27 protein-coding genes are annotated in these 25960 nt (G+C 72.6%); 16 read left to right on the forward strand and 11 right to left on the reverse strand.

From position 1 onward, the window contains the following. The first annotated feature begins 52 nt into the window (after positions 1-52). The 6 genes from EUA98_RS02985 (at position 53) to rny (ending at position 6609) form a co-directional block, all read left to right on the forward strand. Positions 53-286, forward strand: coding sequence for a DUF3046 domain-containing protein (locus EUA98_RS02985; protein ID WP_130101181.1), 234 nt, complete (start codon positions 53-55; stop codon positions 284-286). 7 nt (positions 287-293) lie between these two features. Further along, positions 294-2363, forward strand: coding sequence for an alkaline phosphatase family protein (locus EUA98_RS02990; protein ID WP_130101182.1), 2070 nt, complete (start codon positions 294-296; stop codon positions 2361-2363). Beyond that, positions 2360-3265, forward strand: coding sequence for an MBL fold metallo-hydrolase (locus tag EUA98_RS02995; protein WP_130101183.1), 906 nt, complete (start codon positions 2360-2362; stop codon positions 3263-3265). Before EUA98_RS02990 ends, EUA98_RS02995 begins: the two co-directional genes overlap by 4 nt. A 223-nt stretch (positions 3266-3488) precedes the next feature. Continuing rightward, entirely contained in the window at positions 3489-4529 is a 1041-nt protein-coding gene (gene recA / locus EUA98_RS03000; protein WP_130101184.1) for a recombinase RecA, read from the forward strand. A 15-nt stretch (positions 4530-4544) separates the two neighbouring features. Then, positions 4545-5099, forward strand: coding sequence for a regulatory protein RecX (locus EUA98_RS03005; RefSeq protein ID WP_434063471.1), 555 nt, complete (start codon positions 4545-4547; stop codon positions 5097-5099). 43 nt (positions 5100-5142) lie between these two features. After that, positions 5143-6609, forward strand: coding sequence for a ribonuclease Y (rny, locus tag EUA98_RS03010; protein WP_130101186.1), 1467 nt, complete (start codon positions 5143-5145; stop codon positions 6607-6609). Positions 6610-6636: 27 nt separating this feature from the next. On the opposite strand, the gene EUA98_RS03015 is transcribed toward rny, so the two are convergent. The 4 genes from EUA98_RS03015 to EUA98_RS03030 form a co-directional block, all read right to left on the reverse strand. Continuing rightward, a complete protein-coding gene (locus tag EUA98_RS03015; RefSeq protein ID WP_130101187.1) occupies positions 6637-7473 on the reverse strand; it encodes an amino acid ABC transporter permease in 837 nt (278 codons plus the stop codon). Further along, positions 7470-8120 (reverse strand): amino acid ABC transporter permease, encoded by a 651-nt coding sequence (locus EUA98_RS03020; RefSeq protein WP_130101188.1) that lies wholly within the window; start codon positions 8118-8120, stop codon positions 7470-7472. The genes EUA98_RS03015 and EUA98_RS03020 overlap by 4 nt, the downstream gene beginning before the upstream one ends. Positions 8121-8228: 108 nt before the next feature. Further along, entirely contained in the window at positions 8229-9101 is an 873-nt protein-coding gene (locus EUA98_RS03025) for a glutamate ABC transporter substrate-binding protein (protein WP_130101189.1), read from the reverse strand. A gap of 48 nt (positions 9102-9149) precedes the next feature. Further along, positions 9150-9941 carry an amino acid ABC transporter ATP-binding protein gene (locus EUA98_RS03030; protein WP_130101190.1) on the reverse strand — a complete coding sequence of 264 codons (792 nt, stop codon included), beginning with the start codon at positions 9939-9941 and terminating at the stop codon, positions 9150-9152. A gap of 98 nt (positions 9942-10039) precedes the next feature. On the opposite strand from EUA98_RS03030, the gene miaB reads away from it, so the two are divergent. Continuing rightward, on the forward strand, positions 10040-11704 hold the full coding sequence (miaB, locus tag EUA98_RS03035; RefSeq protein ID WP_130101191.1) for a tRNA (N6-isopentenyl adenosine(37)-C2)-methylthiotransferase MiaB: 1665 nt from the start codon (positions 10040-10042) through the stop codon (positions 11702-11704). Positions 11705-11720: 16 nt separating this feature from the next. Here miaB and EUA98_RS03040 read toward each other — a convergent pair whose 3' ends face one another. Both EUA98_RS03040 and EUA98_RS03045 read right to left on the reverse strand, forming a co-directional pair. Beyond that, positions 11721-12254, reverse strand: a complete 534-nt coding sequence (locus EUA98_RS03040) for a type III secretion system chaperone family protein (protein ID WP_130101192.1) — start codon at positions 12252-12254, stop codon at positions 11721-11723. Further along, a complete protein-coding gene (locus EUA98_RS03045) occupies positions 12251-12856 on the reverse strand; it encodes a type III secretion system chaperone family protein (RefSeq protein WP_130101193.1) in 606 nt (201 codons plus the stop codon). Before EUA98_RS03045 ends, EUA98_RS03040 begins: the two co-directional genes overlap by 4 nt. A gap of 66 nt (positions 12857-12922) precedes the next feature. Here EUA98_RS03045 and EUA98_RS03050 point away from each other — a divergent pair, with 66 nt between their 5' ends. From EUA98_RS03050 to EUA98_RS03065, 4 genes are read left to right on the forward strand one after another with little or no spacing between them, the layout of a single operon-like run. Further along, positions 12923-13672 (forward strand): class III extradiol ring-cleavage dioxygenase family protein, encoded by a 750-nt coding sequence (locus tag EUA98_RS03050; RefSeq protein WP_130101194.1) that lies wholly within the window; start codon positions 12923-12925, stop codon positions 13670-13672. Next, positions 13669-14637: a tRNA (adenosine(37)-N6)-dimethylallyltransferase MiaA gene (gene miaA, locus EUA98_RS03055; RefSeq protein WP_130101195.1), complete on the forward strand. Its 969-nt coding sequence runs from the start codon at positions 13669-13671 to the stop codon at positions 14635-14637. Before EUA98_RS03050 ends, miaA begins: the two co-directional genes overlap by 4 nt. Then, entirely contained in the window at positions 14634-15599 is a 966-nt protein-coding gene (gene dapF / locus EUA98_RS03060; RefSeq protein ID WP_130101196.1) for a diaminopimelate epimerase, read from the forward strand. Before miaA ends, dapF begins: the two co-directional genes overlap by 4 nt. Further along, complete coding sequence (locus tag EUA98_RS03065) at positions 15590-15904, forward strand: TlpA family protein disulfide reductase (protein ID WP_130101197.1); 315 nt, start codon at positions 15590-15592, stop codon at positions 15902-15904. Before dapF ends, EUA98_RS03065 begins: the two co-directional genes overlap by 10 nt. A 1-nt stretch (position 15905) precedes the next feature. Here EUA98_RS03065 and EUA98_RS03070 read toward each other — a convergent pair whose 3' ends face one another. Further along, positions 15906-16529: a class I SAM-dependent methyltransferase gene (locus EUA98_RS03070; RefSeq protein WP_130101198.1), complete on the reverse strand. Its 624-nt coding sequence runs from the start codon at positions 16527-16529 to the stop codon at positions 15906-15908. Between the two features lie 98 nt (positions 16530-16627). Here EUA98_RS03070 and hflX point away from each other — a divergent pair, with 98 nt between their 5' ends. From hflX to EUA98_RS03085, 3 genes are all read left to right on the forward strand, one after another. Next, on the forward strand, positions 16628-18148 hold the full coding sequence (gene hflX, locus EUA98_RS03075) for a GTPase HflX (RefSeq protein ID WP_130101199.1): 1521 nt from the start codon (positions 16628-16630) through the stop codon (positions 18146-18148). 78 nt (positions 18149-18226) lie between these two features. Further along, positions 18227-20377 (forward strand): ATP-dependent DNA helicase, encoded by a 2151-nt coding sequence (locus EUA98_RS03080; protein ID WP_242511237.1) that lies wholly within the window; start codon positions 18227-18229, stop codon positions 20375-20377. Positions 20378-20401: 24 nt separating this feature from the next. Then, positions 20402-21406 (forward strand): L-lactate dehydrogenase, encoded by a 1005-nt coding sequence (locus EUA98_RS03085; protein ID WP_130101200.1) that lies wholly within the window; start codon positions 20402-20404, stop codon positions 21404-21406. Positions 21407-21436: 30 nt separating this feature from the next. Here EUA98_RS03085 and EUA98_RS03090 read toward each other — a convergent pair whose 3' ends face one another. Next, positions 21437-21640, reverse strand: coding sequence for a Rho termination factor N-terminal domain-containing protein (locus EUA98_RS03090; RefSeq protein ID WP_242511238.1), 204 nt, complete (start codon positions 21638-21640; stop codon positions 21437-21439). A gap of 11 nt (positions 21641-21651) precedes the next feature. Continuing rightward, entirely contained in the window at positions 21652-22365 is a 714-nt protein-coding gene (gene lexA, locus EUA98_RS03095) for a transcriptional repressor LexA (protein WP_242511249.1), read from the reverse strand. Positions 22366-22676: 311 nt separating this feature from the next. On the opposite strand from lexA, the gene EUA98_RS03100 reads away from it, so the two are divergent. Together EUA98_RS03100 and nrdR are read left to right on the forward strand one after the other, a co-directional pair. Beyond that, positions 22677-23009 (forward strand): LysM peptidoglycan-binding domain-containing protein, encoded by a 333-nt coding sequence (locus tag EUA98_RS03100; protein WP_130101203.1) that lies wholly within the window; start codon positions 22677-22679, stop codon positions 23007-23009. 217 nt (positions 23010-23226) lie between these two features. Next, on the forward strand, positions 23227-23757 hold the full coding sequence (gene nrdR / locus EUA98_RS03105; protein ID WP_130101204.1) for a transcriptional regulator NrdR: 531 nt from the start codon (positions 23227-23229) through the stop codon (positions 23755-23757). A gap of 98 nt (positions 23758-23855) precedes the next feature. On the opposite strand, the gene EUA98_RS03110 is transcribed toward nrdR, so the two are convergent. Both EUA98_RS03110 and EUA98_RS03115 read right to left on the reverse strand, forming a co-directional pair. After that, complete coding sequence (locus tag EUA98_RS03110; RefSeq protein ID WP_130101205.1) at positions 23856-24092, reverse strand: hypothetical protein; 237 nt, start codon at positions 24090-24092, stop codon at positions 23856-23858. A gap of 70 nt (positions 24093-24162) precedes the next feature. Then, on the reverse strand, positions 24163-25881 hold the full coding sequence (locus EUA98_RS03115; protein WP_130101206.1) for an AMP-binding protein: 1719 nt from the start codon (positions 25879-25881) through the stop codon (positions 24163-24165). Between the last annotated feature and the right edge of the window lie 79 nt (positions 25882-25960).

The following is a 25960-nucleotide window of genomic DNA, read 5'->3' on the forward strand; positions in this document are numbered from 1 at the left end:
TTCTGCGGTGCGGCACCCACACGTGGGGAGCGAGCATGGCAGGGTGGGCTCTATGCGGCATCGGGAGTTCTGGGCGCTGGTCGAGGAGGTCTTCGGCGCGGCCTACGGTCGCACGCTCGCCGCCGACCAGGTCCTCGGCGCGCTCGGCAACCGCACCGCCGCCCAGGCGATCGAGGACGGCGACGAGCCACGCACCGTGTGGCACGCGCTGTGCGACGCGCTGGAGGTGCCCGAGGCGCGGCGCTGGGGCACCGACACCTACCGTGCGGCCCCACCGCGGGGGTGATTCGACCGTGGCCCCGTCGGCGGCAGCGACCGGTACCCGTGCGAGCTGGTGGGGACCGACGCTGCGCGACATCGGCGAGGGGCTGCTCGCGGTGCTCTCGTCGGCGCTCGGGCTGGGGGTCGCCCTCCTCGTGCTCGACGGCGCGGGTGCGCAGTCCTGGTGGGACATCCTCGCCGCGGCGGTGCTCATCGCCATCGGTGACCGGCTCGTCCGGCCGTTGCTGCGCCTGCTCGCTGTCGCGCTCGGCATCGTCGGAGCGCTCGTCGCGGGTCTCGCCGCCCAGATCCTGATCGCGTGGGTCGCCCTCAACCTCGTGCCGGGCCTGACCGTGCGCAGCTGGGGCCAGGTGCTGCTCCTGCTCGTGGTCGCCTCGGGGGTGATGGCCGGTGCGCGGTGGCTGGTCGGCGGGAACGACAGCGGGTACGTGCTCGGCGACGTGCTGCGCACCGCCAGGTCGCGTGCGCGACGCCGGGACGCGCCCGGCCGCGACGCCCCCGGGCTGCTGATCGTGCAGCTCGACGGCGTGTCGCGCGAGGTCCTCTCGCACGCGATCGACGCGGGGCTGGTGCCGACGATGACCCGGTGGCTGCGGCTCGGGACCCACCGGCTCGTCGGCTGGTGGGCCCAGGTCCCCGCGACGACCCCGGCGAGCCAGGCCGGCCTGCTCCACGGGTCGAGCCTCCAGGTGCCGGCGTTCCGCTGGTGGGACAAGGACCTCGACCGGATGGTCGTGACCAACCGCCCGGGGGACGCGGCGCTCGTCGAGCGGCGGCTGAGCGACGGGCACGGTCTGCTGGTGCACGGCGGCGCCGCCGTCAGCACGATGTTCACCGGCGATGCCCCGACGGCGCTCGTGGTCATCAGCCGGGCGCACGGTCGCCGGGGGTTCGGGCCGGGCAGCGCCTTCGTGCGGTTCTTCTCCAGCCCGTACGTGCTGACCCGCACGCTCGGGCTCACGTTGGGCGAGATGGTCAAGGAGGTCTACCAGGGTCGCCAGCAGCGCGCCCGCGGCGTCGCCCCGCGGGTCTCGCGACGCGGGGTGTACGTGCTGCTCCGCGCGATCAGCAACGTGCTGATGCGCGACCTCAACACGGCGCTGGTCGCCGAGCAGCTCCTCGGCGGCACCCCCACGGTGTTCGTCGACCTCGTCGACTACGACGAGATCGCCCACCACGCCGGTCCGGTCCGGCCGGAGGCGTTGCGGGCGCTCGAGGGGATCGACCGGGTGCTCGCCCTCCTGGCCGAGGTCGCCGAGCACGCTCCGCGTGACTACCGGATCGTCGTGCTGTCCGATCACGGGCAGTCGTTGGGGGAGACGTTCGAGCAGGTCGAGGGCTCGCCGCTGACCGACGTCGTGCGCGAGCTCATGGCGGGAACCGCGCGTGGCGTCGACGCCACGACGGAGCAGTCCGATGCCGGTGAGGCGTGGAGCCCGCTGAACGCGCTGCTCAGCGGGACGGGCGGGGCGCGCCTCGCCGACCGCACGGGGCCGGCGCGACCTGCCGGCGACGCGCACGCACTGCCGGAGGTCGCCGTGATCGCCTCGGGGAACCTCGGGATGCTGTGGTTCCCGCGGCTGCCCGGGCGCGCCACCCTCGACGAGATCACCGCCCGCTGGCCCCAGCTGGTGCCCGGCCTGCTGGCCCGTGCGACCGTCGGCGTCGTGGTCGTCCAGACGAGTGACCACGGTCCGGTCGCGCTCGGGGCGAAGGGCAGCAGGCTGCTGGCCGACGACGTCCCGTCCGGGCCGGCGGTCCAGGGTGACGACCCGCTCGCGCCGTACGGGCCCCGGGCTCGACCGGACCTGCTGCGGGTCGCCGGCCTGGCGCACACCGGCGACGTCATCCTGATCTCCGCGGTGGACGACCGCGGCTCGGTGCACGCGTTCGAGGGGCTGGTCGGCTCGCACGGGGGGCTCGGAGGCGCGCAGAACGACGCGTTCCTCCTGTACCCGGCCTCCTGGGCGATCGACGAGACCCTGCCGGGCGAGGACATCGGGGACCAGGCGCTGATCGGCGCCGAGGCGGTCTACGCCCAGCTGGTGCACTGGCAGCGCGACCTGGGGCTGCGGCCATGAGCCGGGGCGAGGTCGGCCGACGTCGGCCCTGGCCGGCCCCGCGCGGCCGGGGCGCCCCCGAGAGCCCGCTGCTGCGCGTGACCTGGCTCGGGCACTCGTCGGTGGTGCTCGACCTCGACGGCGTGCGGCTGGTCACCGATCCGCTGCTGCAGCGCCACGCGGGCCTGCTGCGCCGGCGCGGGGACCGCCCGGACGAGGTGGAGTGGGAGCGCAGCGATGCCGTGCTGCTCTCGCACCTGCACCACGACCACGCCGAGCTCGGCTCGCTGCGGCTGCTGGGGCAGATCCCGGTCCTCACCGCGCCCTCGAGCGCGCGGTGGCTCGTGGAGCGCGGGCTGCGGGGCGTGGGGCTGCGCAACACCGACTGGTTCCGCGTCGAGGCCGGTGGGACCGGTGCGCTCGACGAGGGACCGGGGCACCCACCGCCGCACGGCAGCCACGGGGTGCGGATCCGCCTGTGCCCCGCGGTCCACGGCCATCGCCCGATGCCGCACCGGCCGAACGCCGCCAACGGCCACCTGATCCGGGGGGAGTCGACCTGCATCTGGGTCGCCGGGGACACCTCGGTGTACCCCGGAATGCTGCACCTGCCCGATCTGGCCGGCGCGCCGGTCGAGGTCGCCCTCGTGCCGGTGGGGGGCTGGGGCCCGCGCCTGTCGGAGGGGCACATGAGCCCGATCACGGCCGCCCGGGCGTGCGCGATGGTCGGCGCCCGGTTCGCGGTCCCGGTGCACTGGGGCACGCTCCATGCGCCCGCCTCGACCCGGTTGCCCCCGGGCTGGATGGACCGCGCGGGGGATGCGTTCGCGGTGGCGCTGGCACGCGAGGCGCCGGAGTGCGTCCCGGTCGTCCTGCGACCGGGGCAGAGCTGGACGGCCACGCTCCGTCCGGCGGAACCGTGAGAGCACGTCGTGGAGAGCGGGTCGGTGTGTCGCCCGGCACAACGTGTGCTTTCGAACAGATGTTCGGCTAGCCTATGCACAGGCGAAGACAGCGACGGACTCTCCACACCCGTGGAGACGTCCTCGATGGATGTCGGTGGTCGGGCATAACGTCGCCTCCAGCACAGACCAGCCCCAGTCCAGCGCAGCTCCGGCTGCCACCCCCAGTCACGCGAGGTACACCATGGCCGCTCCCCAGGACCGCGAAAAGGCTCTCGAAGCCGCTCTCATGCAGATCGACCGCCAGTTCGGCAAGGGCTCGATCATGCGCCTCGGTGACGAGGGGCGCTCGCCCGTCGAGGTCATCCCTACCGGCTCCATCGCGCTCGACATCGCGCTCGGGATCGGCGGGCTGCCGCGCGGGCGGGTCGTGGAGATCTACGGACCGGAGTCCAGCGGCAAGACGACGCTCGCCCTGCACGCGGTCGCGAACGCCCAGCGGGCCGGCGGCATCGCCGCCTTCATCGACGCGGAGCACGCGCTCGACCCCGAGTGGGCTGAGAAGCTCGGCGTGGACACCGATGCGCTGCTGGTCTCCCAGCCCGACACCGGTGAGCAGGCCCTCGAGATCATGGACATGCTGATCCGCTCCGGTGCGATCGACATCGTGGTCATCGACTCGGTCGCCGCGCTGGTCCCGAAGGCGGAGATCGAGGGCGAGATGGGCGACAGCCACGTCGGGCTCCAGGCCCGTCTCATGAGCCAGGCGCTGCGCAAGATCACCGGTGCGCTCAGCGCCTCGGGCACCACCGCGATCTTCATCAACCAGCTGCGCGAGAAGATCGGCGTGTTCTTCGGTTCGCCCGAGACGACCACGGGTGGCAAGGCCCTGAAGTTCTACGCCTCGGTCCGCCTCGACATCCGCCGGATCGAGACCCTCAAGGAGGGCACCGAGGCGGTCGGAAACCGGACCCGGGTCAAGGTCGTCAAGAACAAGATGGCTCCGCCGTTCAAGCAGGCCGAGTTCGACATCCTGTACGGCGTCGGCATCTCCCGTGAGGGTGGGCTGATCGACATGGGGGTCGAGCACGGGTTCGTGCGCAAGTCCGGGTCGTGGTTCACCTACGAGGGTGACCAGCTGGGGCAGGGCAAGGAGAACTCTCGGGCGTTCCTGCGCGACAACCCCGACCTCGCCGCCGAGCTGGAGAAGAAGATCAAGGAGAAGCTCGGCGTGGGCGCCACCCTCGACGCGCCGGCGGGCGACACCCCTGTCGTCGACTTCTGATCGGCCGTCGGCCCGGTGAGTGAGCCCGACCCCGAAGCCGTCGCTCGGGCCGTCGCCCTACGACTGCTGACCCGGGGACCCCGGAGCAGGTCGCAGCTCGGTGCGGCGATGGCCCGTAACGACGTGCCGACCGACATCGCGGAGACGGTGCTCGACCGGTTCACCGAGGTCGGCCTGATCGACGATGCGGAGTACGCCCGCATGCTGGTGCGGGCGCGGCACGAGGACCGGGGGCTGGCACGCCGGGCGCTCGTCGTCGAGCTGCGCCGCAAGGGCATCGACGACGACGTGGCGGCCGGCGCCCTCGAGGCCGTGGACGACGACCTCGAGGCGTCCACCGCGCGCGACCTCGCCCGGCGGCGGCTCGCGGGCAACCGCGGTCTGGGCAGGGAGGTCCGGATGCGCCGCGTCGTGGCGATGCTCGGGCGCAAGGGGTACTCCTCCGGGCTCGCGGTGCAGATCGTGTGCGAGCTGTTGGCCCAGGAAGCGGCCGCGACGGGGTCGGATCCCGCCGGTGACCAGGACGATCGGGCGGATCTGTCGGGTCGCGAGTTCTTCGGCGACGATTGAGGCCGTACGGTCAGGGCCTGACGTCCGCCTGAAGGAGAACCACATGGAATTGGCCCAGAGCGCGATCGTGGTCGGCCTGCTGCTGGCCTGCCTGGTGGCGCTGCTGCTCGTGCAGCTCGCGCGCCGGGAGGCGACGGCCCGCCGCGAGCAGGCCACGCTGGACGTCGCGGCCATCCGGAAGGACGCGCAGGCGGCGGCGCTCGAGATCGAGAAGCGTGAGGCGCGGCTGGCCGCGCGGGAGCGTGCGCTCGGGGAGGACCAGGGGGAGCAGGCGGCCGTGGCCGCCGCCCTTCGGAGCCGTGAGCTCGCGCTGGCCGAGGCGGAGCGTCACAGCGCCGAGCTGCTGGCTGGGAACCGCGCGGCGGCGCTGGTCCAGCTCGAGAGCATCGCCGGCCTGAGTGCCGCTGACGCCCGCGCCGAGCTCGAGAGCCGCATGCTCGAGCAGGCCACCCGGGACGCCGAGGCGGCGGTCCGTCGAGCGGAGGCCAGGGCCCGGCAGACGGCCGACGAGCGCGCCCGCCGGATCGTGGCCACGGCCGTGCAGCGGCTCGCGGTGCCCACGAGCGCGCAGAGCGTGGTGGCTGTCGTGTCGCTGCCCTCGGAGGACATGAAGGGCCGGATCATCGGCAAGGAAGGCCGCAACATCCGCACGTTCGAGGCACTCACGGGCGTCAACGTGCTGATCGACGACACCCCGGACTCCGTGATGCTGTCCTGCTTCGACGCCGAGCGCCGCGAGATCGCGCAGGTCGCACTCGAGTCGCTCGTCTCGGACGGGCGGATCCACCCGCAGCGGATCGAGTCGGCCTACGCCGAGGCGGTGGCCGGTGCGACCGAGCGTGCGGTGGCCGCCGGGCACGAGGCCGCCGAACGCGCCGGGGTGCCGGGGCTGCACCCGGAGCTCGTGGCGACCATGGGGCGGCTCCGGCTGCGGACCTCGTACGGCCAGAACGTCCTCGCGCACCTCGTGGAGAGCGCGCAGATCGCGGCGGTCATGGCCGCGGAGATCGGGGCCGACGTCGAGCTGGCTCGTCGGTCCGCCTTCCTGCACGACATCGGCAAGGCGCTGACCGCCGAGGTCACCGGCCCGCACGCGATCGTGGGCGCGGACCTCGCCAAGCGCTGCGGCGAGCCGCCGACGGTGGTCAACGCCATCGCGGCCCACCACGACGAGGTGCCGCTCGAGTCGGTCGAAGCCGTGCTGGTCCAGGCCGCGGACGCGTGCTCCGCCGCTCGCCCCGGCGCGCGCCGTGACGAGCTCGAGCAGTACGTCGAGCGGATGGACAAGATCGAGAGCCTCGTGGCCGAGCACGCCGGGGTCCGCCGGGTGCTGGCGATGTCCGCGGGCAGGGAGGTCCGGGTGCTCGTCGAGCCGGAGACGGTCGACGACACCCAGATGCCCGGCCTCGCGGTGGCGATCGCCAAGCACATCGAGGCCGACCTGAGCTACCCGGGCGAGATCAAGGTGACGGTCATCCGGGAGATCCGGGCCAGCGCGACCGCCGGGTAGGCGCGACCGCCGGGTAGATCGCGACCGTCAGACCCGCGGTGCGATCGGGCCGCGGGAGGTCCGCGTCGAGCGCTTCTGGATCCAGACGGCGAGCCGCGACAGCGTGATGTTCACCACCAGGTAGATGGTGCCGCCGACGACGAACAACGCGATGAAGTACTGGTTGCCGAAGTACTGCGCGTTGTTCTGGATCGACTTGAGCAGCTCTGCGTACCCGACGATGAAGCCGAGCGAGGAGTCCTTCAACAGGACCACGAGCTGGCTGATCAGGCTGGGCAGCATGATCCGGACCGCCTGCGGCAGCAGGATCGAGAACAGGGTCTGGGTGCGGGACAGGCCGACCGCGTAGGCGGCCTCGGTCTGCCCCTTGGGCAGTGCGGCAAGACCGGCGCGCAGGATCTCCGCGATGATGGCCATGTTGTAGACGGTGAGCCCGAACACCACGGCGCCGAACGCGTCCCAGCCGAAGCCGAGCAGACCGAAGAACATCATCAGCAGGACGGGCAGCCCGCGGAACAGCTCGATGATGACGACCGCCGGCAGCCGCAGCCAGGCGTGCCTGGCGGTGCGGAGCAGGGCGAGCAGGAGTCCGGCGACCAGCGCCAACGGAGCGGCCACCGCGGCGGCCCGGAGGGTCGCACCCAGGCCCTTGAGGACCATGGAGGTCCAGACGTCCGCGGCGCTCTGGTTCTTCGGCGGGTCGAAGAGCACGTCCCAACGGTCCAGCTCGAAGACCCCGCGCCCGGCGGCGTACCAGACGGCCAGGGCGACCAGGGCGAGCACGAGCGCGCCGCCGATGATCGAGCCGATGCGTTCGCGGCGGCGGGTGATCGGACCGGGGGAGTCGTACAGCAGGGAGCTCATCGCGCGAACGCCACCTTTCGCTCGACGACGCCGGCCAGGATGCCGGCCGGGATGGTGATGGCGAGGTAGAAGAGCGCTACCCCGACCAGGACCCAGACGGTGTCCGCCGGGTTGGCGGTGGCCAGTCGGCGGCCGCTCGCCATCAGCTCGACGGTCGCGAAGCCGGCGGCGACCGAGGTGTTCTTGGCCAGCGCGATGAACACGTTGATCAGCGGCGGGATCACGGTGCGCACGGCCTGCGGGAGGATGACCAGCGACAGCGACTGGCCGAAGGTCAGCCCGATCGCCCTGGCCGCCTCCGCCTGGCCGAACTGGACGCTGTTGATCCCGGATCGGACCGCCTCGCACACGAAGGCCGCCGTGTAGGCGGAGAGCGCGATGACGGCCGTCCAGAACCCCAGCGGTGCCAGGATCCCGAACTGCGGGGCGACGAACACCAGGAAGAAGAACACGATCGTCAGGGGCGTGTTGCGCAGGAGCTCGACGTAGGTCGTGGCGAGCGCCCGTAGTGGCGTGAGCGGGGAGACCCGGAACGCCGCGAGGAAGAGCCCACAGATCAGGGCCAGAATGCCGGAGACGAGGCTCAGCTTCAGCGTCATCAGGAATCCGGTCAAGTACGCCGGGATGTTGTCGAAGATGACGTTCACCGGTGCGGGCCTCCTCTTTGCTCATACGTGGGTGCTTCGGGAGGGTGCCCCCACGTCGCGGGCAGGCACCGTGGGGTGCCTACCCGCGACGAATCCTGCGGGACTGGATCAGTAGCGGTCGACGGCCGGGGGCTCCGGCGTCGGCAGGACGGTCCCTGCGGTGGCCTCCCACGCCTCGGTCCAGCTGCCGTCGGCGAAGGCCGCTTCGAGCGTGTCGTTGATCCACGTGCGGAACTCGTCGTCCTCGAGGCCGAGGCCGATCCCGTACGGCTCCTCGGTGAACGGCTCACCGCGGACCTCGAGGTCCTCGTTGTCCGCGGCGAAGCCGGCGAGGATCACGTTGTCGGTGCTGACCGCGTCGACCTGGCCGTTGCGCAGCGGCTCCAGGCACTCGGAGTAGGTGCCGAACGGCACGACCTCGGTGTCCGGGAAGTTCGCGAGCAGGTTGGCCTCCGGGGTGGAACCGGCCACCGTGCAGACCTTCTTGCCGGCGAGGTCGTCGGGACCCTCGATGTCGGTGGTCGTGGTGAGGGTGAGGATCGACTGGCCCGCGAGGTAGTACGGGCCGGCGAAGGACACCTCCGCCTTGCGCTTGTCGTTGATCGTGTAGGTCGCCACCACGATGTCGACGTCACCGGACTTGATGAAGGTCTCGCGGTTGGCGGAGACGGTCTCCTTCCAGGAGATCCCGTCCTCGTCGATACCGAGGTTGCTCGCGATGATCCGGGCGATCTCGACGTCGAAGCCCTCGGGCACGCCGTCGGGCCCGACGAGCCCGAACAGGGGCTGGTCGAACTTGGTGCCCACGGTGATCTTGCCGGCCTCGGCGAGCTTGGCCATCGTGGACCCCTCGGGGAACTCGGCGACGTCCGCGGTGCTGGCGGCCGGTTCGGGCTCGGTGTCGTCGCCCCCGCTGCACGCAGAGAGGGTCAGTGCTGACACAGACAGTAGGGCGATGAGCCCTGTTGAGCGGAGTCGCATTGTTGTCTCCTTGTTGAGTGTGATCGACAGATCCGAACAGGTGCTGGTTTAGTGGGTGAGGATCTTCGAGAGGAAGTCCTTGGCGCGATCGGACCGCGGCGCGGTGAAGAACTCCTCCGGGCCGGCCTCCTCGACGATCTGGCCGCCGTCCATGAACACCACGCGGTGGGCGGCCTTGCGGGCGAATCCCATCTCGTGGGTGACGACGACCATGGTCATCCCCTCCCGCGCGAGGGAGACCATCACGTCGAGGACCTCGTTGATCATCTCGGGGTCCAGGGCCGACGTCGGCTCGTCGAACAGCATCACCTTCGGCTGCATCGCCAGCGCGCGGGCGATCGCCACCCGCTGCTGCTGGCCGCCCGAGAGCTGGGCGGGCAGCTTGCCGGACTGGTCGGCGACGCCGACGCGTTCGAGCAGTCGCATGGCCGCAGCCTCCGCGTCCGCCTTCTTCATGCCCTTGGCCTTGATCGGCCCGAGGGTCACGTTCTGCAGGACCGTCTTGTGCGCGAACAGGTTGAACGACTGGAAGACCATCCCGACATCCGCCCGCAGCCGGGCGAGCGCCTTGCCCTCGGCCGGCAGCGGGGCACCGTCGATCGTGATGGTGCCGGAGTCGATCGTCTCGAGGCGATTGATGGCGCGGCAGAGCGTGGACTTCCCCGACCCGGACGGGCCGATGACCACCACGACCTCGCCTCGGTGGACGGTCAGGTCGATGTCGCGCAGCACGTGCAGGGCTCCGAAGTGCTTGTTCACCTTCGACAGCACGACGAGCGGTTCGCCCGGCACATCCTCGCGGCCGGGGGGTGTGGCGACGGAGGACGTTGGTTGGGCCATCTAGTGAACCTAGGCGGTTTTTGTTTCTCGCAGTACTTCGGGCAGTCACGAATCGGCAACATCCCGGAAACATGGGGGGCCACGTACCCTTGGTGGCGATGCCCACGACGACCGCGCCCACCGCTGCGCCCACCTCCGTACCGAGCCCCGGACCGGCGCCCGCAGCGCCCTCGACGACGGTGCTGCGTACCTACGTCGTGCGCACGCTGGGCTGCCAGATGAACGTCCACGACTCCGAGCACATGGCGGGGATGCTCGAGCAGGCGGGGTACGTGCCCGCGGCGCGGGCCGCCGACGGTTCCGAGCCGGCCGTCGCCGACATCGTGGTGATCAACACCTGCGCGGTGCGCGAGAACGCCGCCGGCAAGCTCTACGGCAACCTCGGCCAGCTGGCGAGCATCAAGCGGGACTGGCCGGGCATGCAGATCGCCGTCGGCGGCTGCCTCGCCCAGAAGGACCGGGAGGGCATCGTCGAGCGCGCGCCCTGGGTCGATGTGGTCTTCGGCACGCACAACCTCGATGCGCTGCCGGTGCTCCTGGAGCGCGCGCGGCACAACCAGCGCGCCGAGGTGGAGATCGCCGAGTCGCTGCAGGTCTTCCCGTCCACGCTGCCCACCCGGCGCGAGTCCGTCTACGCGGGCTGGGTGTCGATCAGCGTCGGCTGCAACAACACCTGCACGTTCTGCATCGTGCCGTCGCTGCGCGGCAAGGAGCGCGACCGGCGGCCGGGGGAGATCCTCGCCGAGGTCCAGGCGCTCGTCGACGCCGGCGCCATCGAGGTCACGCTGCTGGGCCAGAACGTCAACAGCTATGGCGCCGAGTTCGGCGACCGCGGCGCGTTCGCGAAGCTGCTGCGGGCGTGCGGAGCGATCGAGGGCCTCGAGCGCGTGCGGTTCACCAGCCCGCACCCGGCCGCGTTCACCGACGACGTGATCGACGCCATGGCGGCCACCCCGACCGTGATGCCCCAGCTGCACATGCCGCTGCAGTCCGGCTCGGACCGCGTGCTGCGCGCCATGCGGCGCTCGTACCGCTCGGAGAGGTTCCTCGGCATCCTCGACCGGGTGCGGGCCCTCATGCCCGACGCCGCCATCACCACGGACATCATCGTGGGGTTCCCGGGGGAGACCGAGGAGGACTTCGCCGAGACGCTGCGCGTGGTGGAGCTCTCCCGGTTCGCCTCGGCGTACACGTTCCAGTACTCCCCGCGGCCCGGCACCCCGGCCGCCGATCTGGCCGACCAGGTCCCCAAGGCCGTGGTCCAAGAACGGTACGAGCGGCTCGACGCGCTGCAGGAGCGGATCTCCCTCGAGGAGAACGCCGCCCAGGTCGGCCGGACGGTCGAGGTCCTCATCGCCGAGGAGTCCGGGCGCAAGGACCGCGCGTCGCACCGGCTCTCGGGTCGTGCGGCGGACAACCGGCTCGTGCACCTCGCGCTGCCGGACGGGTTGGTGGCGCCCGACCTCGAGCCCGCGTCGGTGCCCGACGTCGACCCGCGCCTCGCCGTGGATCTCGACCCGCGCCTGCCCCGCCCGGGCGACCTGGTGACCGTCGAGGTCACGCACGCCGCTCCGCACCATCTCGTGGCGGACTCGGCTCGGTCGGGCGGCGTCTACCAGGTCCGGCGCACCCGCGCCGGGGACGCCTGGGTGGCCCGGGCGCGAGCCCGGGCCGGGCAGGACGACGTCGAGCACGGGCACGGCGCCAACCCCGCACCGGGCGCACCGGTCGCGCTCGGGTTCCCCGGCCTGCGCCGCAGCTGAGACAGAAGGCTGAGCGTCAGGAAGCGCTCGGGGGCCCGGTCGGCGGGGGCGGCGAGCCCGGGAGGACGGCGTCCAGCGCCGTGAACATCTGCACCCCGGTGCCCAGACCGCAGGCCAGGAGCTGCGACAGCTGGGTGTCCGTCACGCCGTGCTCGAGGTCGACGGAGACCTCGCTGTACAGCGCCAGCTCGTCGTCCTCCTCGCGCACGTAGACCTTCGGCCAGATGCGCTCGCGGTTCCAGTCGTTCGCCGCGAGCAGGACCGACGGCCGCTGCAGGACGGGGAGGGTGCGGTGCCACCGGCCGCGGACCTGGAGGATCTCGTGGTGGTCTCCGAGCAGGAGGAACCAGAACCGGCTGCCCTCCCACATGCCGGTGAGGTCGCCGTCCTCGTCGACCAGGTACTGATAGCCCCGTCCCGCCAGGTACGCCGCGACCCGGTCGCGGGTGAGCGGGGTCGTGTGCTCGGGCGGGGTGCTCGCCACGGTCGGCTTGGGACGGGCGTTGCCGAACACCCGCGAGATCCAGCCGGTCAGCGCCTCGGGCCTCATGGTGCGGCCGCCGCGGGGTCCGGGAAGAGCTCGTCGATCGCGTCGAACAGCATGTTTCCGGTGCTCAAGCCGCAGTTCAGCAGCTGTCCGAGCTGAGCGTCGGTGACCCCGTCCTCGAGGTCCGTGGCCACCTCGGAGATCACGTGCACCATGCCGTTGTCCCGGACGCGGACGTACGCCTTGGGCCAGATCCGGTCGGCGTTCCACTCGTTGCAGGCCTCGAGCACGACCTCGAGCCGCTCGATGGCGGCTTCCCGGTTCCACTGCCCGCGGATCTGCAGGATCTCCGAGTCCTCCCCGAACAGGAAGAAGTAGAAGAGCCGACCGCGCCACAGCCCGCCGAGGTCGCCGTCGTTGTCGAGGAAGTAGCTGAACTCGTGCTCCTCGAACCACGCGATGATCCGCGCGACGGACAGCGGGGTGGGGACGTCGTCCAGGAGGGGGGTGCCACCGAGCTCGCGCAGGATCAGGTCCTCGACCTGGGCGTGCAGGTCGGTGTCCGACAGCTCCGGCCGGGCCGGGTCGATCGGCTCGTCGGCGGGCTCGGGCTTGCGCCCGGGCCAGTGCCGACCGCTCCCGCGACCACCTCGGAACAAGCCCATGACGGCACCCTACCTGCGCCGGTCCGGAGGTGGCCGGTCGTGTTGGTGACCGGTTACGGTCGGGGCGTGCTCGCCATCGCTGCTCTTGTCCCCGACACCGCCCTGCTCGTCCCGGGGGCCGCCGGGCGCGCGTCCGTGCTCCCCGAGGTCCGCCGCGCCGCCGTCGACGCGGCGGGGGAGCTGGTCAGGGCTCGCCCGGACCGCGTGGTGGTGGTGTCGCCGGGTCCCGCGGACCGTCGCCTCGCTGCCCCCCTTCGCCCGAGCCTGGCCGCCGCCGGGATCGACGACGCGACCCTCGGCTGGTCGATACCCGACGCGGGCGCGGGTGCGGGCGAGATCGTCGTGCCGGCCATCGGCGCCGGGGTCGCGCTGCTGCTGCTGGCGCACGCCGGGTGGACCGGGCCGGTGACCGTGGCGGAGGTCGCGTCGTCGAGCACCGACCCGACGCGGGCCGCGGCCCTGCGCGCGCTCGGCGCGGAGCTCGTCGCCGGCCCGGACCGCACCGCACTGCTGGTGGCCGGCTCACTGGGCGCCCGACATGGGCCGCACGCCCCCGCCGCCGAGGACGATCGTGCCGCGCCGTTCGACACCGCGACGCTCGCGGACCTCGCGCTCGGGGACCCGCTCGCGCGCCAGCGGCTGGCGCAGATCCCGGCCGAGCTCGCGGCCGAGCTCCTGGTGTCGGGGTGGGCGCCCCTGCAGGTGCTGGTCGGCGCCGCCGGGGACGCGGCGCCGTACGCGGCCGAGGTGCGCCACGCCTCCGCCCCGCTGGGGGTCACCTACGCCGTGGCCGTGTGGCGGGGGGTGCAGCCGTGACCGCCGTCGCGGGCACGCTCGCGGTCGCCGTCGTCGGCCCGACGGCGACCGGGAAGTCCGACCTCGGTCTGGCGCTGGCCGAGCGCCTCGGCGGCGAGATCGTCAACGCCGACGCGATGCAGCTGTACCGCGGGATGGACATCGGCACCGCGAAGCTCACCGAGGCCGAGCGCCGCGGCGTGGCCCATCACCAGCTCGACGTGCTCGACGTCGGCGAAGACGCCTCGGTCGCGCGCTACCAGCTCGAGGCCCGGCGCGACCTGGCCGAGATCGCTGCCCGGGGGGCCCGGGGCGTCGTCGTCGGCGGATCGGGGCTGTACGTCCGCGCGCTGCTGGACAAGCTCGAGTTCCCGGGGACCGACGCCGCGATCCGGGCCCGGTTGGAGGAGCGGGCCGAGCAGCACGGCCCGCGTCTGCTGCACGACGAGCTCGCGCGCCTGGACCCGGCCGCCGCGATCGCCATCGGGCCGGCGAACACGCGCCGGATCGTGCGCGCGCTCGAGGTCATCGAGATCACCGGGCAGCCCTACACCGCCAACCTCCCCGAGCAGGTCTATGTCGTCCCGGCCGTGCAGATCGGTCTCGACTGCGATCGGGCGGTGCTGGACGAACGGGTCGAGCGCCGGGTGGAGCGCATGTGGGAGAAGGGGCTGGTCGAGGAGGTGCTCGGCCTGCTGCTGCACGGGATGGGGCGGACCGCGGCCCGCGCCGTGGGGTACGCCGAGGTGATCGCGATGATCCGCGGGGAGGGGGACGAGGCAGCCGCTCGCGCGGCCGTCGTGGCCAACACGCGGCGGCTCGCGCGCAAGCAGATGACCTGGTTCGGCCGGGACCCGCGCGTGCACTGGCTCGACTCGCGCGACCCGGACCTGGTCGAGCGCGCCCTCGAGGTCGTCGCGGCTGCCGACCAGGGGTCGAGCGGGGACGAAGCTGCCGGTGGAGCGCGCCGTACGCTGGGCGCATGACCAGCCCCGCGACCCTGACGAACGGGCTCCGTTTCACCAAGGGGCACGGCACCGAGAACGACTTCGTGCTGCTCGACGACCGGGCCGGGCTGCTCGACCTGACCCCCGCGCTCGTGCGTGCGCTCGCGGACCGGCGGGCCGGCGTCGGCGGTGACGGCGTCATCCGCGTCGCCCCGACCGCGTCCCTGCCGGAAGGGGCCGCGATCCTCGCGGTCGACCCGAGCGCGGTCTGGTTCATGGACTACCGCAACGCCGACGGTTCGGTCGCCGAGATGTGCGGCAACGGGGTGCGCGTGTTCGCGGCCTACCTCGAGCGGCTCGGGCTCGCCGTCGTCCCCGAGGGGCAGCTCGGCTCCGGCGCCACCCTCGCGGTCGGCACCCGCGCCGGCGTGCGCCGTGTGCGGCGCGAGCCGAACGGCTGGTACGCCGTCGACATGGGGCCCTGGCACCTGTCCGGCGGCGCGGAGGCGGCGCTGGCCGGCACCGATGTCGCGGTCGCGGTCGCGGGCCTCGACTCGGTGCGCCCCGCGCTGCGGGTCGACGTGGGCAACCCGCACGTCGTGCTCGCCCTGGCCGATGCCGGTGAGCTGGAGGGGGCCGATCTCACCCGGGCGCCCGAGGTCCGCCCGGTGCCCGACGGCGGAACCAACGTCGAGCTGGTCGTGCCGCTCGGCGAGGAGCTGGCCGACGACGGCGCGGTGGTCGGCCGGGTGCGGATGCGCGTCCACGAGCGGGGGGTGGGGGAGACCCGGTCGTGCGGCACTGGGGCCTGCGCGGCCGCGCTCGCGGTCCGGACCTGGGCCGGCGACGGCGCGCCCGACGTCTGGCTGGTCGAGGTCCCGGGCGGAACTGTCCGGGTGCGCCTGCTGGCCTCCGGTCACGTCGAGCTGGCGGGTCCGGCCGCTCTGGTCGCCGACGGCGAGATCGACCTCGACGCCCTCACAGTCGGCGCGTGCTCCTGACGCCGGCCGACCTCGACGTGCCGCTCGGGGCGCGAGCGACAGTGATCCAGTTCGCGAGCACGTTCTGTGCGCCGTGCCGTGCCACCCGACGGATCCTCGACCGGGTGGTCCAGACCACGACGGGGGTCGTCCACGTGGAGCTCGACATCGCGGACCACCATGCGCTCGGCGAGCGGCTCGGGATCGTGCACACCCCGACGGTGCTGATCTTGGACGCGGACGGGGTGGAACGTGCCCGCGCGACCGGCGCCCCGACGCTCGCGCAGGCGCGGGCGGCGATCGACGCGGTGGCCCGGCGGACCTAGGTCAGGCGCTGCTCGCCTCGACCCGCAGCACGCGGAATCCCTTGACGCTGGCCGACCTGGTCACGGTCGCCGCCGCACCGAGCTGGTCGGCGAGCCACGCCTGCAGCGAGTCGGCACCGAGGTTGCGCTGCACGACGAGGTGCGCGCTCATGCCCGGGACCAGCCGCGGGAGCCAGTGCAGGAGCATCGCGTGCAGCGCCTCCTTGCCCACCCGGATGGGCGGGTTGGACCAGATCGCGGCCAGCATGACGTCGTCGGGCACCTCGTCGGGCGTGACCGCGGTGATGTTGTCGAGCCCGAGGCGCTCGGCGTTGCGACGGACCAGGTCGAGGGCGCGTTCGTTGACGTCGACGGCCCACACGCGAGCGTGCGGTGAGCGCAGCGCGAGGGTCAGTGCGATCGGACCCCAGCCGCACCCGAGGTCGAGCAGGTCGCCGCTCGGGGGCGGCGCCGGCACGGAGGCCAGGAGAGCACGGGTGCCCTGGTCGAGCCGGAACGAGGAGAACACGCCGCCCGCGGTCTCGACGGTGACCTCGCGCTCGGCGAGCCACACGGTGATCTCGCGCCGTTCGGCCGGGGACGCCGGCTGGGCGGTGAAGTAGTGGTCCCCGGCAGCCTCGTCCATGGGCGGAACCCTACGCGGGTCACGCCCGTAGAGAATCGGCTCGTCGATCCGCGCCTCGGCATGACACGCTGGGCGGCAGGCTAAGAAAGAGGTAGCACGTGACCCACCCCGAGACCGGTCCCACGCCCGACGCTGCGCTTCCCCCGACCCGTGCCCCGCAGGACGTCGCGGGCGACGTGGTCGCCCGGGTCCTCGCCCGGGCCGGCACGGCGCTCGACGCCGGGGGCACGGTGCACTCGTCCTACGACGGCCAGCAGTTCGACCTCGAGGCGCGCACGTCGCTGCGTCGGGTCGGTGGCCTGTCGACCGAGCTCGAGGACGTCACCGAGGTCGAGTACCGCCAGCTGCGGCTCGAGAAGGTCGTGCTGGTCGGCATCTGGGGCCAGGGCACCGTGCGTGACGCGGAGGTCTCCCTCGCCGAGCTCGCGGCGCTCGCCGAGACCGCCGGCTCGGAGGTGCTCGACGGGATGCTGCAGCGTCGGGCCAACCCTGACCCGGGGACCTACCTCGGCAAGGGCAAGGCCGACGAGCTCGCGGGCATCGTGGCCGCGACCGGCGCCGACACCGTGATCGTCGACGGCGAGCTCGCACCCTCCCAGCGCCGCTCGCTCGAGGACATCGTCAAGGTCAAGGTCGTCGACCGCACCGCCCTGATCCTGGACATCTTCGCCCAGCACGCCAAGTCGCGGGAGGGCAAGGCGCAGGTCGAGCTCGCCCAGCTCGAGTACCTCCTGCCGCGCCTGCGTGGCTGGGGTGAGTCGATGTCCCGGCAGGCGGGTGGTCGGGTCGCCGCCGGTGCCGGGATCGGCTCGCGCGGACCCGGTGAGACGAAGATGGAGATCGACCGGCGCCGCATCCGCACCCGGATGGCCAAGCTGCGACGCGAGATCGCCGCGATGGAGCCCGGCCGAGCGACGAAGCGGTCGTCCCGGAAGCGCAACGCCATCCCCTCCGTGGCCATCATCGGGTACACCAACGCGGGCAAGTCCTCGCTGCTCAACCGCCTCACCGGCGCCGGGGTCCTGGTGGAGAACGCGCTGTTCGCCACGCTCGACCCGACCGTACGCCGCGCGGAGACCGCCGACGGGCGGGTGTACACGCTGACCGACACCGTCGGCTTCGTCCGCTCGCTGCCGCACCAGCTGGTCGAGGCGTTCCGGTCCACGCTCGAGGAGGTGGCGGACGCCGACCTCGTGCTGCACATCGTCGACGCCTCGCACCCCGACCCGGAGGGTCAGATCTCGGCGGTCCGGCACGTCCTGGCCGACATCCCGGGGGCGTTCGACGTCCCCGAGGTCATCATCCTCAACAAGGCCGACATCGCCGAGGCCGACGTCATCGCCCGCCTGCGCTCGCAGGAGGTGCACTCGATCGTCGTGTCCGCGCACACGGGGCAGGGCATCGACGAGCTGCTGGCGCTGATCGCCGACCAGCTGCCGCGCCCCGGGGTGGAGGTCGACCTCGTCATCCCGTACGACCGCGGCGATCTGGTGAGCCGGGTGCACCGTGAGGGCAACATCCAGGCCGAGGAGCACACGGGGGCGGGCACGGCGCTGCGGGCCCGGGTCGACGAGGCGCTCGCGCGCGAGCTCACCGAGGCTGCCGTCCCGACGGTCTGAGGCCGCGGGGACGCGCCTGTCCACACCCCGGGTCCGGCAGCGGCGGGACCCGCCGGTCGCCCGCACTAGGCTGACGCGGTGCCAGAACCGATCCCGCCAGCTGCGACCGGGGCACCGATCGACGAGCTGCTCGACCTGGCCGTGGCCGGCCTGGGGGGCAAGCGCCGCGAGGGCCAGCACGCGATGGCCCGGGCCGTCGCCGTGGCGATCGACGCCGGGGAGCACCTGCTCGTCCAGGCCGGCACGGGCACCGGCAAGTCGCTCGGCTACCTCGTCCCGGCCGTGCACCACGCCGTCAGCGAGGACGAGCGGGTGATCGTGTCCACCGCGACGCTCGCGCTCCAGCGCCAGATCATCACGCACGACCTGCCGCTGGTGGTGACCGCGGTCGGACCGCGGCTGCCGCGGCTCCCGCGGGTGGCGGTCCTCAAGGGCTGGCACAACTACCTGTGCCTGCAGAAGGTCGCCGGCGGGTTCCCGGCGGACGAGCCCGGCACCCTGTTCGACCTGCCGGGAGACCACGCCGGGGCCGCCGAGCATCCCGCCCCGGACGACGACCCGGCTGCGGCGCCCGGCCGGTCCGGAGCCGCCGGGCGCGCGGCGAACCTCGGCGCGCAGGTCGTACGGGCACGTGAGTGGGCGCAGGAGACCGAGTCGGGCGACCGGGACGACCTCGTCCCCGGCGTCAGCGACCGGGCCTGGCGGCTGGTGTCGGTGACGTCGATGGAGTGCCTCGGGCCCAAGTGCCCGAAGATCACCGAGTGCTTCCCGAACCGCGCGCGCACGCTGGCCAAGGAGTCCGACATCGTGGTGACGAACCACGCGATGCTCGGGATCGCCGCGTCCGGGTCACCCGGGGTGCTGCCCGAGCACGAGGTGCTCGTGGTGGACGAGGCCCACGAGCTGACCGATCGGGTCACCGCCCAGGCGACCGCCGACCTGTCCGTCGCGACGATCGAGCATGCCGCCCGGTTGGCCCGCCGACACGGCGGTGTCGCCACGACCGACCTCGACGCCGCCAGCATCGCGTTCGGCTCGGTGATCGCCGAGCTCCCCGAGGGGCGCTTCCGGGACGGCCTGCCCTCGGCCGCCGAAACGGCCGTGGCGGCCGTACGGGACGCGTCCCGCGGGCTCCTCAGCGCCCTCAAGCCGGTCGGCGCCCCGCCGCAGGCCGCGGCCGACGGCGGGCTGAAGATGGCGGCGTCGGCCATGACGACCCTGTTCGAGACGGCCGAGCGGATGGCGGCGGGGCCGCGGGCGGGCAGCGACGTGCTGTGGTGCTCGCGGGACGACGACGGCGGCTCCGGCCGGCGGGGGAGCGGAATGTCCCGCCTGCATGCGGCCCCGCTCGCCGTCAACGGGCTGATCCGGACCCACCTGCTCGCGGGGCGCTCCGGCGTGCTGACCTCGGCGACGCTGGCGCTCGGCGGCTCGTTCGTCCCGCTCGCCCGGTCGCTCGGGCTCGATCCCGCCGCCGAGCGGACCGGTGACGGGGTCGTTCCGCCGTCCACCACGATTCAGTCCACCAAGGTGCCGGCCGGCGGCGAGGACGCCCCGACCCCGTGGCGCTCCCTGGACGTCGGCAGCCCGTTCGACTACCCGCGCCAGGCGATCCTCTACATCGCCAAGCGGTTGCCGGCACCGGGGCGCGAGGCCGCCACCGATGCGCAGCTCGACGAGATCGCCACCCTGATCACGGCCGCGGGCGGCCGCACGCTCGGGCTGTTCTCGTCCCGGCGAGCGGCGACCGCCGTCGCCGAGGCGATGCGCGAGCGGCTCGACTTCCCGGTGCTCGCGCAGGGGGACGACCAGCTCCCCACGCTCGTGCGGGCGTTCGCCGACGACCCCGCGACCTGCCTGTTCGGCACGCTGTCGTTGTGGCAGGGCGTCGACGTCCCCGGTCCGTCGTGCCAGCTCGTGCTCATCGACCGGATCCCGTTCCCGCGCCCCGACGACCCGGTGCGGTCCGCCCGGTCGGACGCCGTCGAGGCGGCCGGTGGCAACGGCTTCATGCAGGTCTCCGCGACCCACGCAGCCCTCCTGCTCGCCCAGGGCGCCGGTCGCCTCATCCGAGGCACGGCCGACCGGGGGGTGGTGGCGGTGCTGGACCCCCGGCTGGCCACGGCCCGCTACGGCGAGTTCCTGGCGCGCTCCCTGCCCGACTTCTGGCGGACGACCGACCGAGCGGTCGCGGTCGCGGCGCTCGAACGGCTCGCCGCACTAGCCTGAACCCCTACGCATCTGGAGGACCTTGTGAGTGAGACCTACGACAGTGACGACGTCGGCCGGGGCACCGGACCCACTCCTGATCGGCGGACCACGAAGCTCGCCGTGGTCGGCGCGGGGGCGGTCGGCGCGACGGTGGCGTATGCGGCGCTGATGCGGGGAGCTGCCCGGACGGTCGCGCTGTACGACATCGACAAGGCGAAGGTCGAGGCCGAGGCCGCCGACCTGGGCCACGGGATCCAGTTCATGCCGATGGCCGAGGTGGTCGGCTCGAACGACATCGCGGTCTGCGCGGACGCGGACGTCGTCGTGGTCACGGCCGGGGCCAAGCAGAAGCCGGGACAGACTCGGCTCGACCTGGCCGAGGCCACCATCGCGCTCACGCGCATGATCCTTCCGCCGCTGGTCGAGCAGGCCCCCAACGCCATCTTCGTGATGATCACCAACCCGGTCGACATCGTCACCTATGCGGCCCTGAAGATCTCCGGGCTGCCGCGGGCGCAGCTGTTCGGGTCCGGCACGGTGCTCGACTCGTCCCGGCTGCGCTACCTGATCTCGCAGCACACGGGCGTCGCCGTGCAGAACGTGCACGCCTACATGGTGGGTGAGCACGGGGACAGCGAGTTCCCGCTGTGGGCCTCGGCCTCCATCGGCGGGGTCCCGCTGCCGGACTGGCGCGGGACCCGCAGCTCGGGGCCGCTCACGCCGGAGATCCGCGAGGGCATCGCGCGGGAGGTCATCGAGTCGGCGTACAAGATCATCGCCGGCAAGGGGGCGACGAACTACGCCGTCGCCCTGGCTGCCTCCCGCATCATCGAGGCGATCCTCAAGGACGAGCGCCGGGTCCTGCCCGTCTCGAGCCTGCTCGACGACTACTACGGCATCAGCGACATCTGCCTGTCGGTGCCGACCGTGCTGGGGCGCACCGGAGCCGAGCGCGAGCTCGAGGTCCCGATGTCCTCGGACGAGATGGCCAAGCTGCACCGCTCGGCCGAGGCCCTCAAGGCGGTTGCCCGCCGGTTCGGGTTCTAGCGCCTGGCTTCGACGGGCTGACCCCGCTGACTAGCCCTGCGCTCTGAGGGCCCGGATCAGCTCGTCCTTGCGCATCCGGGACCGGCCTTCGATGCCGGTCTCGGATGCGCGCTCGCGCAGGCTCGCCATCGTCCAGTCCTCGAGTGGCCCCGCGTCCGCCCGGTCGGCCTGCGGTGCGGCCCGCAGCGCTGCGGCGAGGCGCTCGCCGTGCGCTGCGGGGCCGGGGTCGCGCATCCGTCCTGGCATCAGAGCTTGCGCAGCACGCTCACGACGCGACCGAGGATCTGCGCCTCGTCACCGTCGATCGGGGAATACGCGGGGTTGTGCGGCAGCAGCCAGACGTGGCCGTCCGTGCGCTTGAAGGTCTTCACCGTCGCCTCGTCGTCGATCATCGCCGCGACGATCTCGCCGTTCTCCGCCACCGGCTGGCGGCGTACGACCACCCAGTCGCCGTCGCAGATCGCGGCCTCGATCATCGAGTCGCCGGCCACCCGGAGCAGGAACAGGTCGCCGTCGCCGACCAGCTGGCGCGGCAGCGGGAACACGTCTTCGACGATCTGCTCGGCGAGGATCGGGCCACCGGCCGCGATCCGTCCGACCACCGGCACGTACGAGGGCGTGGGTGAACCGTCCTGGGCGGCGAGGTGCTCCTCGCCGAACGCCTCCGCGGGCCTGGCTGCGGGCGACTGCCACGCCTGGATCGGGCGGGAGTCGTCCGGGTGCATGACCTCGATCGCCCGGGGGCGGTTCGGGTCGCGCCGCAGGTAGCCCTTGCGCTCGAGCGCGGTCAGCTGGTGCTTGACGCTCGACGGGCTGGTCAGCCCGACCGCCTCGCCGATCTCGCGCATGGTCGGTGGGTAGCCGCGCTTGGCCACCGACGACCGGATCGTCTCGAGGACGAGTCGCTGCCGCGCGGTCAGGCCGTCGCCGTCCGGCGCACCGTCGGGCAGGGCGTGCACCGACGCGAGCGTGGCGTCGCTCGCGGGCGATGCGGGTGGCACCTGCCCGCCGCCGGGGGTCTTCGCGTCTCTGGCCACGGTTCTCCTCCTTCTGGTCGAGTCCACCTCTGACCGGGCGTGTGGGTGGCTCGTGGTGCGCTTGCTTCCGTAGCCACAGCCTAGAAGAACCAGGCCGTGCTTTCAAACATTTGTTCGAGCGTGTCTCGACAAGTGTCGGTGCTACGTGCTAAACATCGTACAGACGTTCGACGCACAGGTGTTCGATCCGGGCCCGGGGAGGCGCGGGTCTGGGGTTTTGAGAGGAGCAGGACATGAGCACAGCACTGAGCTACCCGACGGGGTTCGCCGCGGGGGACTCCCTCACACTGACGACCCGGGGGCGCCGCGTGCTCGGTGCTGTCGCGATCGTGCTCGCGTCCGCCGTCGTCCTGATCGGCGGCCGGGCCGTCGCCAGCGCCCCGACCGAGGCCGTTGCGGTCGACACCTACACGGTTGCGGCCGGGGAGAGCCTGTGGGCGATCGCCGCCGACTTCACCGCCCCTCACGAGGACGTCCGCGACACCGTCGGGGACCTCGTCGCCCTCAACGGTCTCGCCGGCGCGGGCCTGCGCGCGGGGCAGCAGATCCTGGTCCCCGCCTCCTGACCCGCGCGAAGCACGCTCGCTCGTGCGAAGCCCTGCTCGCCCTTCCCGGCCCGCTCCGAGGGACCGCTCCTCGTCGCCACCTTGCGTCCCGGCGCGACGACCTCTAGGTTTTGGCGCAGATGTGGCCGAGAGTCACTCGTGGCCGAGCGTCGCCGAGCCCCCAGGCAGTACCCGGGACGGGCGTCTTGGCCAGGTAACCGAAACCGGGAGGCGTGCCGTGCACTGTCCGTTCTGCCACCACTCCGACTCGCGCGTGGTGGACTCGCGGACGTCGGACGACGGCACCTCCATCCGTCGTCGTCGGCAGTGCCCGCAGTGCAACCGCCGTTTCACCACCGTCGAGACCGCGAGCCTGTCCGTCGTCAAGCGTTCCGGGGCCACCGAGCCGTTCAGCCGCGAGAAGATCGTCAACGGCGTGCGCAAGGCCTGCCAGGGGCGGCCGGTGAGCGAGGACGACCTCGCCCTGCTGGCCCAGCGCGTGGAGGAGAACATCCGCAGCGCGGGCAGTGCCGAGCTCGACGCGTACGAGATCGGCCTGACGATCCTCGGCCCGCTCCGGGACCTGGACGAGGTCGCCTACCTGCGGTTCGCGAGCGTCTACCAGGGGTTCGATTCGCTGGAGGACTTCGAAGCCGCGATCACGCTGCTGCGGGCCGAGCACGAGGAAGCCGCACGTGCGGCTGAGGGTGCCCCGGCCGAGTCGGAGCTCGACGTGCTCGACGGAGAGTCGACGCCGGCCGCCCCGTAGCTTCGGACGAGGTCAGCGCCGATCTCGGATCAGGGTGGATCTCGAGTCAGCACTGACCGCGGGGCCGCGACGACGCGCGGCCCACGATCAAGCCGTGTTCAGAGCCGTTCGAGCTTGGCGCTGTCGAGGGCGACGCGGCGGCGGTCACCCGCGCCGAAGTCGACGATGACGGCACGATCTCCGTCAAGGGCGACGACTCGACCGAGGCCGTGTCGCTCGTGCGAGACGCGGGCCCCGACGGGGATCGGCTTGATTGCCGCAGCTGCCGCCTCTCGGGCGGCATTGAACGGACTGTTGGGCAGGTGCCGGCGGCGACCGGTGGGCTGGGAGGACATTACTACCATCATCCTCCTGTTCGGGCGCCCGCGGAACCAGCGACGCGACGAGGGATCAGTTTGGCCCGATTCACGCGTTCACCTGCCCGCGGTTGGCGAGAACGCCCTCGCGGACGACCCGGCGCAAGACCTTGCCGATCGGCGATCGGGGGAGCTCGTCGAGGATGACGAGCTCGCGCGGGATGGCGTACCGGGCCAGGTGCTGCTCGCACCAGGCTCGGACCGCTGCGAGGTCGACGCCCGCGGCGGCATCCGTGGCCGACAGGACGACGGCGGCGACCACGCGCTCGCCCTGCTCGCCCGCAGGCACCCCGACGATGGCGACGTCCTCGACCCCGGGCATGCCGCGCAGAAGCTCCTCGACCTGCGACGGGTAGACCTTGAAGCCGCCGGTGATGATCATCTCCTTGGTGCGGTCGACGAGGGTGAGCGAGCAGGCCTCGTCGGCCACGACGACGTCGCCGGTGCGAAGCCACCCGTCAGCAAGCAGGACCGCAGCGGTCTCGTCAGGGCGGCCCCAGTAGCCGGCGAACACCTGCGGCCCGCGCAGGAGCAGCTCACCGCGTTCGCCGGGTCCGACGTCGTGGGTCGGGTCGTCGACGTCGACGATCCGGATCTCGGTGCTGGGGAACGGCAGGCCGAGCGTGCCCGGGGCGCGGTCCACGCTGCAGGGGTTGCCGACGGCCAGCGGGGAGGTCTCGGTCATGCCGTACCCCTCGATCAGGAGGCCACCGGTCTGCTCCTCCCAGCGCGCCGCGGTCTCGGCTGAGATCGGCATCGCGCCGGCGAACGCGATCCGGACCGTGCTCAGGTCGGCGCCGCGCTCGGTGGCCATGGCGGCGATGCGGTCGAACATCGGAGCGACGCCCGCCATGAAGGTCGCGGGGAGCCGCTTCTGCGCCGTCAGGACCGCCGACGGGGCGAACTTGGGGAACGCCACCATCGTCGCGCCGATCCGCACGCTGAAGGTCAGGCACAGGGTGAGTCCGAACGCGTGGAAGAACGGCAGGATCCCGTAGACCGTCTCGGCTCCGGGGCGCAGGTTGGTCCACGCGTCCGCCTGGACGGCGTTGGCCACGAGGTTGCGGTGGGTGAGGATCGCGCCCTTGGGGGTGCCGGTGGTGCCACCGGTGTACTGCAGGAGGGCGATGTCGCTGGACGCCGGCTGCGGGTGGTCGGCGGCGACCGGCTTCGCGCGGCGCATGAGCGTGTGCCAGTCGAGCGTGCCGGCCGGGACCGGCCCCTGGAGCTGGGTGCGGAGCGTCTTGGCCTTCTGCACGGGCAGGCGCAGCAGGAACTGCTTGGCGAACGGCATGTCGGCGGCGAGGTCGACGACGGCGATCGCCCGCACGGCGGTGCGCTCCTGCACCGAGACGACCGACGGTGCGGTCTTCTGCCAGCAGATGACGACGACCGCACCCGAGTCGATCAGCTGGTGGGTGAGCTCGTCCGCGCTGTACACCGGGTTGTGCTCGACGACGATGGCGCCCAGGCGCAGCACCGCGTAGAACGCGACCACGTGGGACGTGCAGTTGGGCAGGGCGATCGCGACGCGGTCCCCGGGGACCACCCCCAGGTCGCGCAGCGCGCCGGCCGCGCGGTCGACGTCCCGGGCCAGCGCCCGGTAGGTGAGTCCACGGCCGAGGAAGTCGATCGCGATCCGGTCACCGAACCGCTCTGCGGCGCGGGTCAGGGCCGCGCCGAGGGCCTCGTCGGGCACCTCCACGTCCGCCGGTACGTCGGGGGTGTAGGAGGCCAGCCACGGGCGGTCCGCAAGAGGAAAGTTCACCGCACCAGCCTAACCTACGGACCCGTAAGTTACTAGGACGTAACTTACGATTCTCGGCCGTGATTCTGCGGCCCGTGAA

The organism is Pengzhenrongella frigida (genome assembly GCF_004168625.1).
Lineage (GTDB): Bacteria > Actinomycetota > Actinomycetes > Actinomycetales > Cellulomonadaceae > Pengzhenrongella > Pengzhenrongella frigida.

What these genes read in the sequence shown, in the direction of transcription:
- EUA98_RS03040 (WP_130101192.1), bottom strand. Translation starts at nt 12,254, where the DNA reads ATGAGGCCCGAGGCGCTGACCGGCTGGATCTCGCGGGTGTTCGGCAAC.
- EUA98_RS03090 (WP_242511238.1), bottom strand. Translation starts at nt 21,640, where the DNA reads ATGCGCGACCCCGGCCCCGCAGCGCACGGCGAGCGCCTCGCCGCAGCG.
- rny (WP_130101186.1), top strand. Translation starts at nt 5,143, where the DNA reads ATGGAATTGGCCCAGAGCGCGATCGTGGTCGGCCTGCTGCTGGCCTGC.
- EUA98_RS02995 (WP_130101183.1), top strand. Translation starts at nt 2,360, where the DNA reads ATGAGCCGGGGCGAGGTCGGCCGACGTCGGCCCTGGCCGGCCCCGCGC.
- EUA98_RS02985 (WP_130101181.1), top strand. Translation starts at nt 53, where the DNA reads ATGCGGCATCGGGAGTTCTGGGCGCTGGTCGAGGAGGTCTTCGGCGCG.
- EUA98_RS03070 (WP_130101198.1), bottom strand. Translation starts at nt 16,529, where the DNA reads ATGGACGAGGCTGCCGGGGACCACTACTTCACCGCCCAGCCGGCGTCC.
- EUA98_RS03110 (WP_130101205.1), bottom strand. Translation starts at nt 24,092, where the DNA reads ATGTCCTCCCAGCCCACCGGTCGCCGCCGGCACCTGCCCAACAGTCCG.
- EUA98_RS03015 (WP_130101187.1), bottom strand. Translation starts at nt 7,473, where the DNA reads ATGAGCTCCCTGCTGTACGACTCCCCCGGTCCGATCACCCGCCGCCGC.
- EUA98_RS03030 (WP_130101190.1), bottom strand. Translation starts at nt 9,941, where the DNA reads ATGGCCCAACCAACGTCCTCCGTCGCCACACCCCCCGGCCGCGAGGAT.
- dapF (WP_130101196.1), top strand. Translation starts at nt 14,634, where the DNA reads ATGACCAGCCCCGCGACCCTGACGAACGGGCTCCGTTTCACCAAGGGG.
- EUA98_RS03025 (WP_130101189.1), bottom strand. Translation starts at nt 9,101, where the DNA reads ATGCGACTCCGCTCAACAGGGCTCATCGCCCTACTGTCTGTGTCAGCA.
- EUA98_RS03100 (WP_130101203.1), top strand. Translation starts at nt 22,677, where the DNA reads ATGAGCACAGCACTGAGCTACCCGACGGGGTTCGCCGCGGGGGACTCC.
- EUA98_RS03045 (WP_130101193.1), bottom strand. Translation starts at nt 12,856, where the DNA reads ATGGGCTTGTTCCGAGGTGGTCGCGGGAGCGGTCGGCACTGGCCCGGG.
- recA (WP_130101184.1), top strand. Translation starts at nt 3,489, where the DNA reads ATGGCCGCTCCCCAGGACCGCGAAAAGGCTCTCGAAGCCGCTCTCATG.
- miaB (WP_130101191.1), top strand. Translation starts at nt 10,040, where the DNA reads ATGCCCACGACGACCGCGCCCACCGCTGCGCCCACCTCCGTACCGAGC.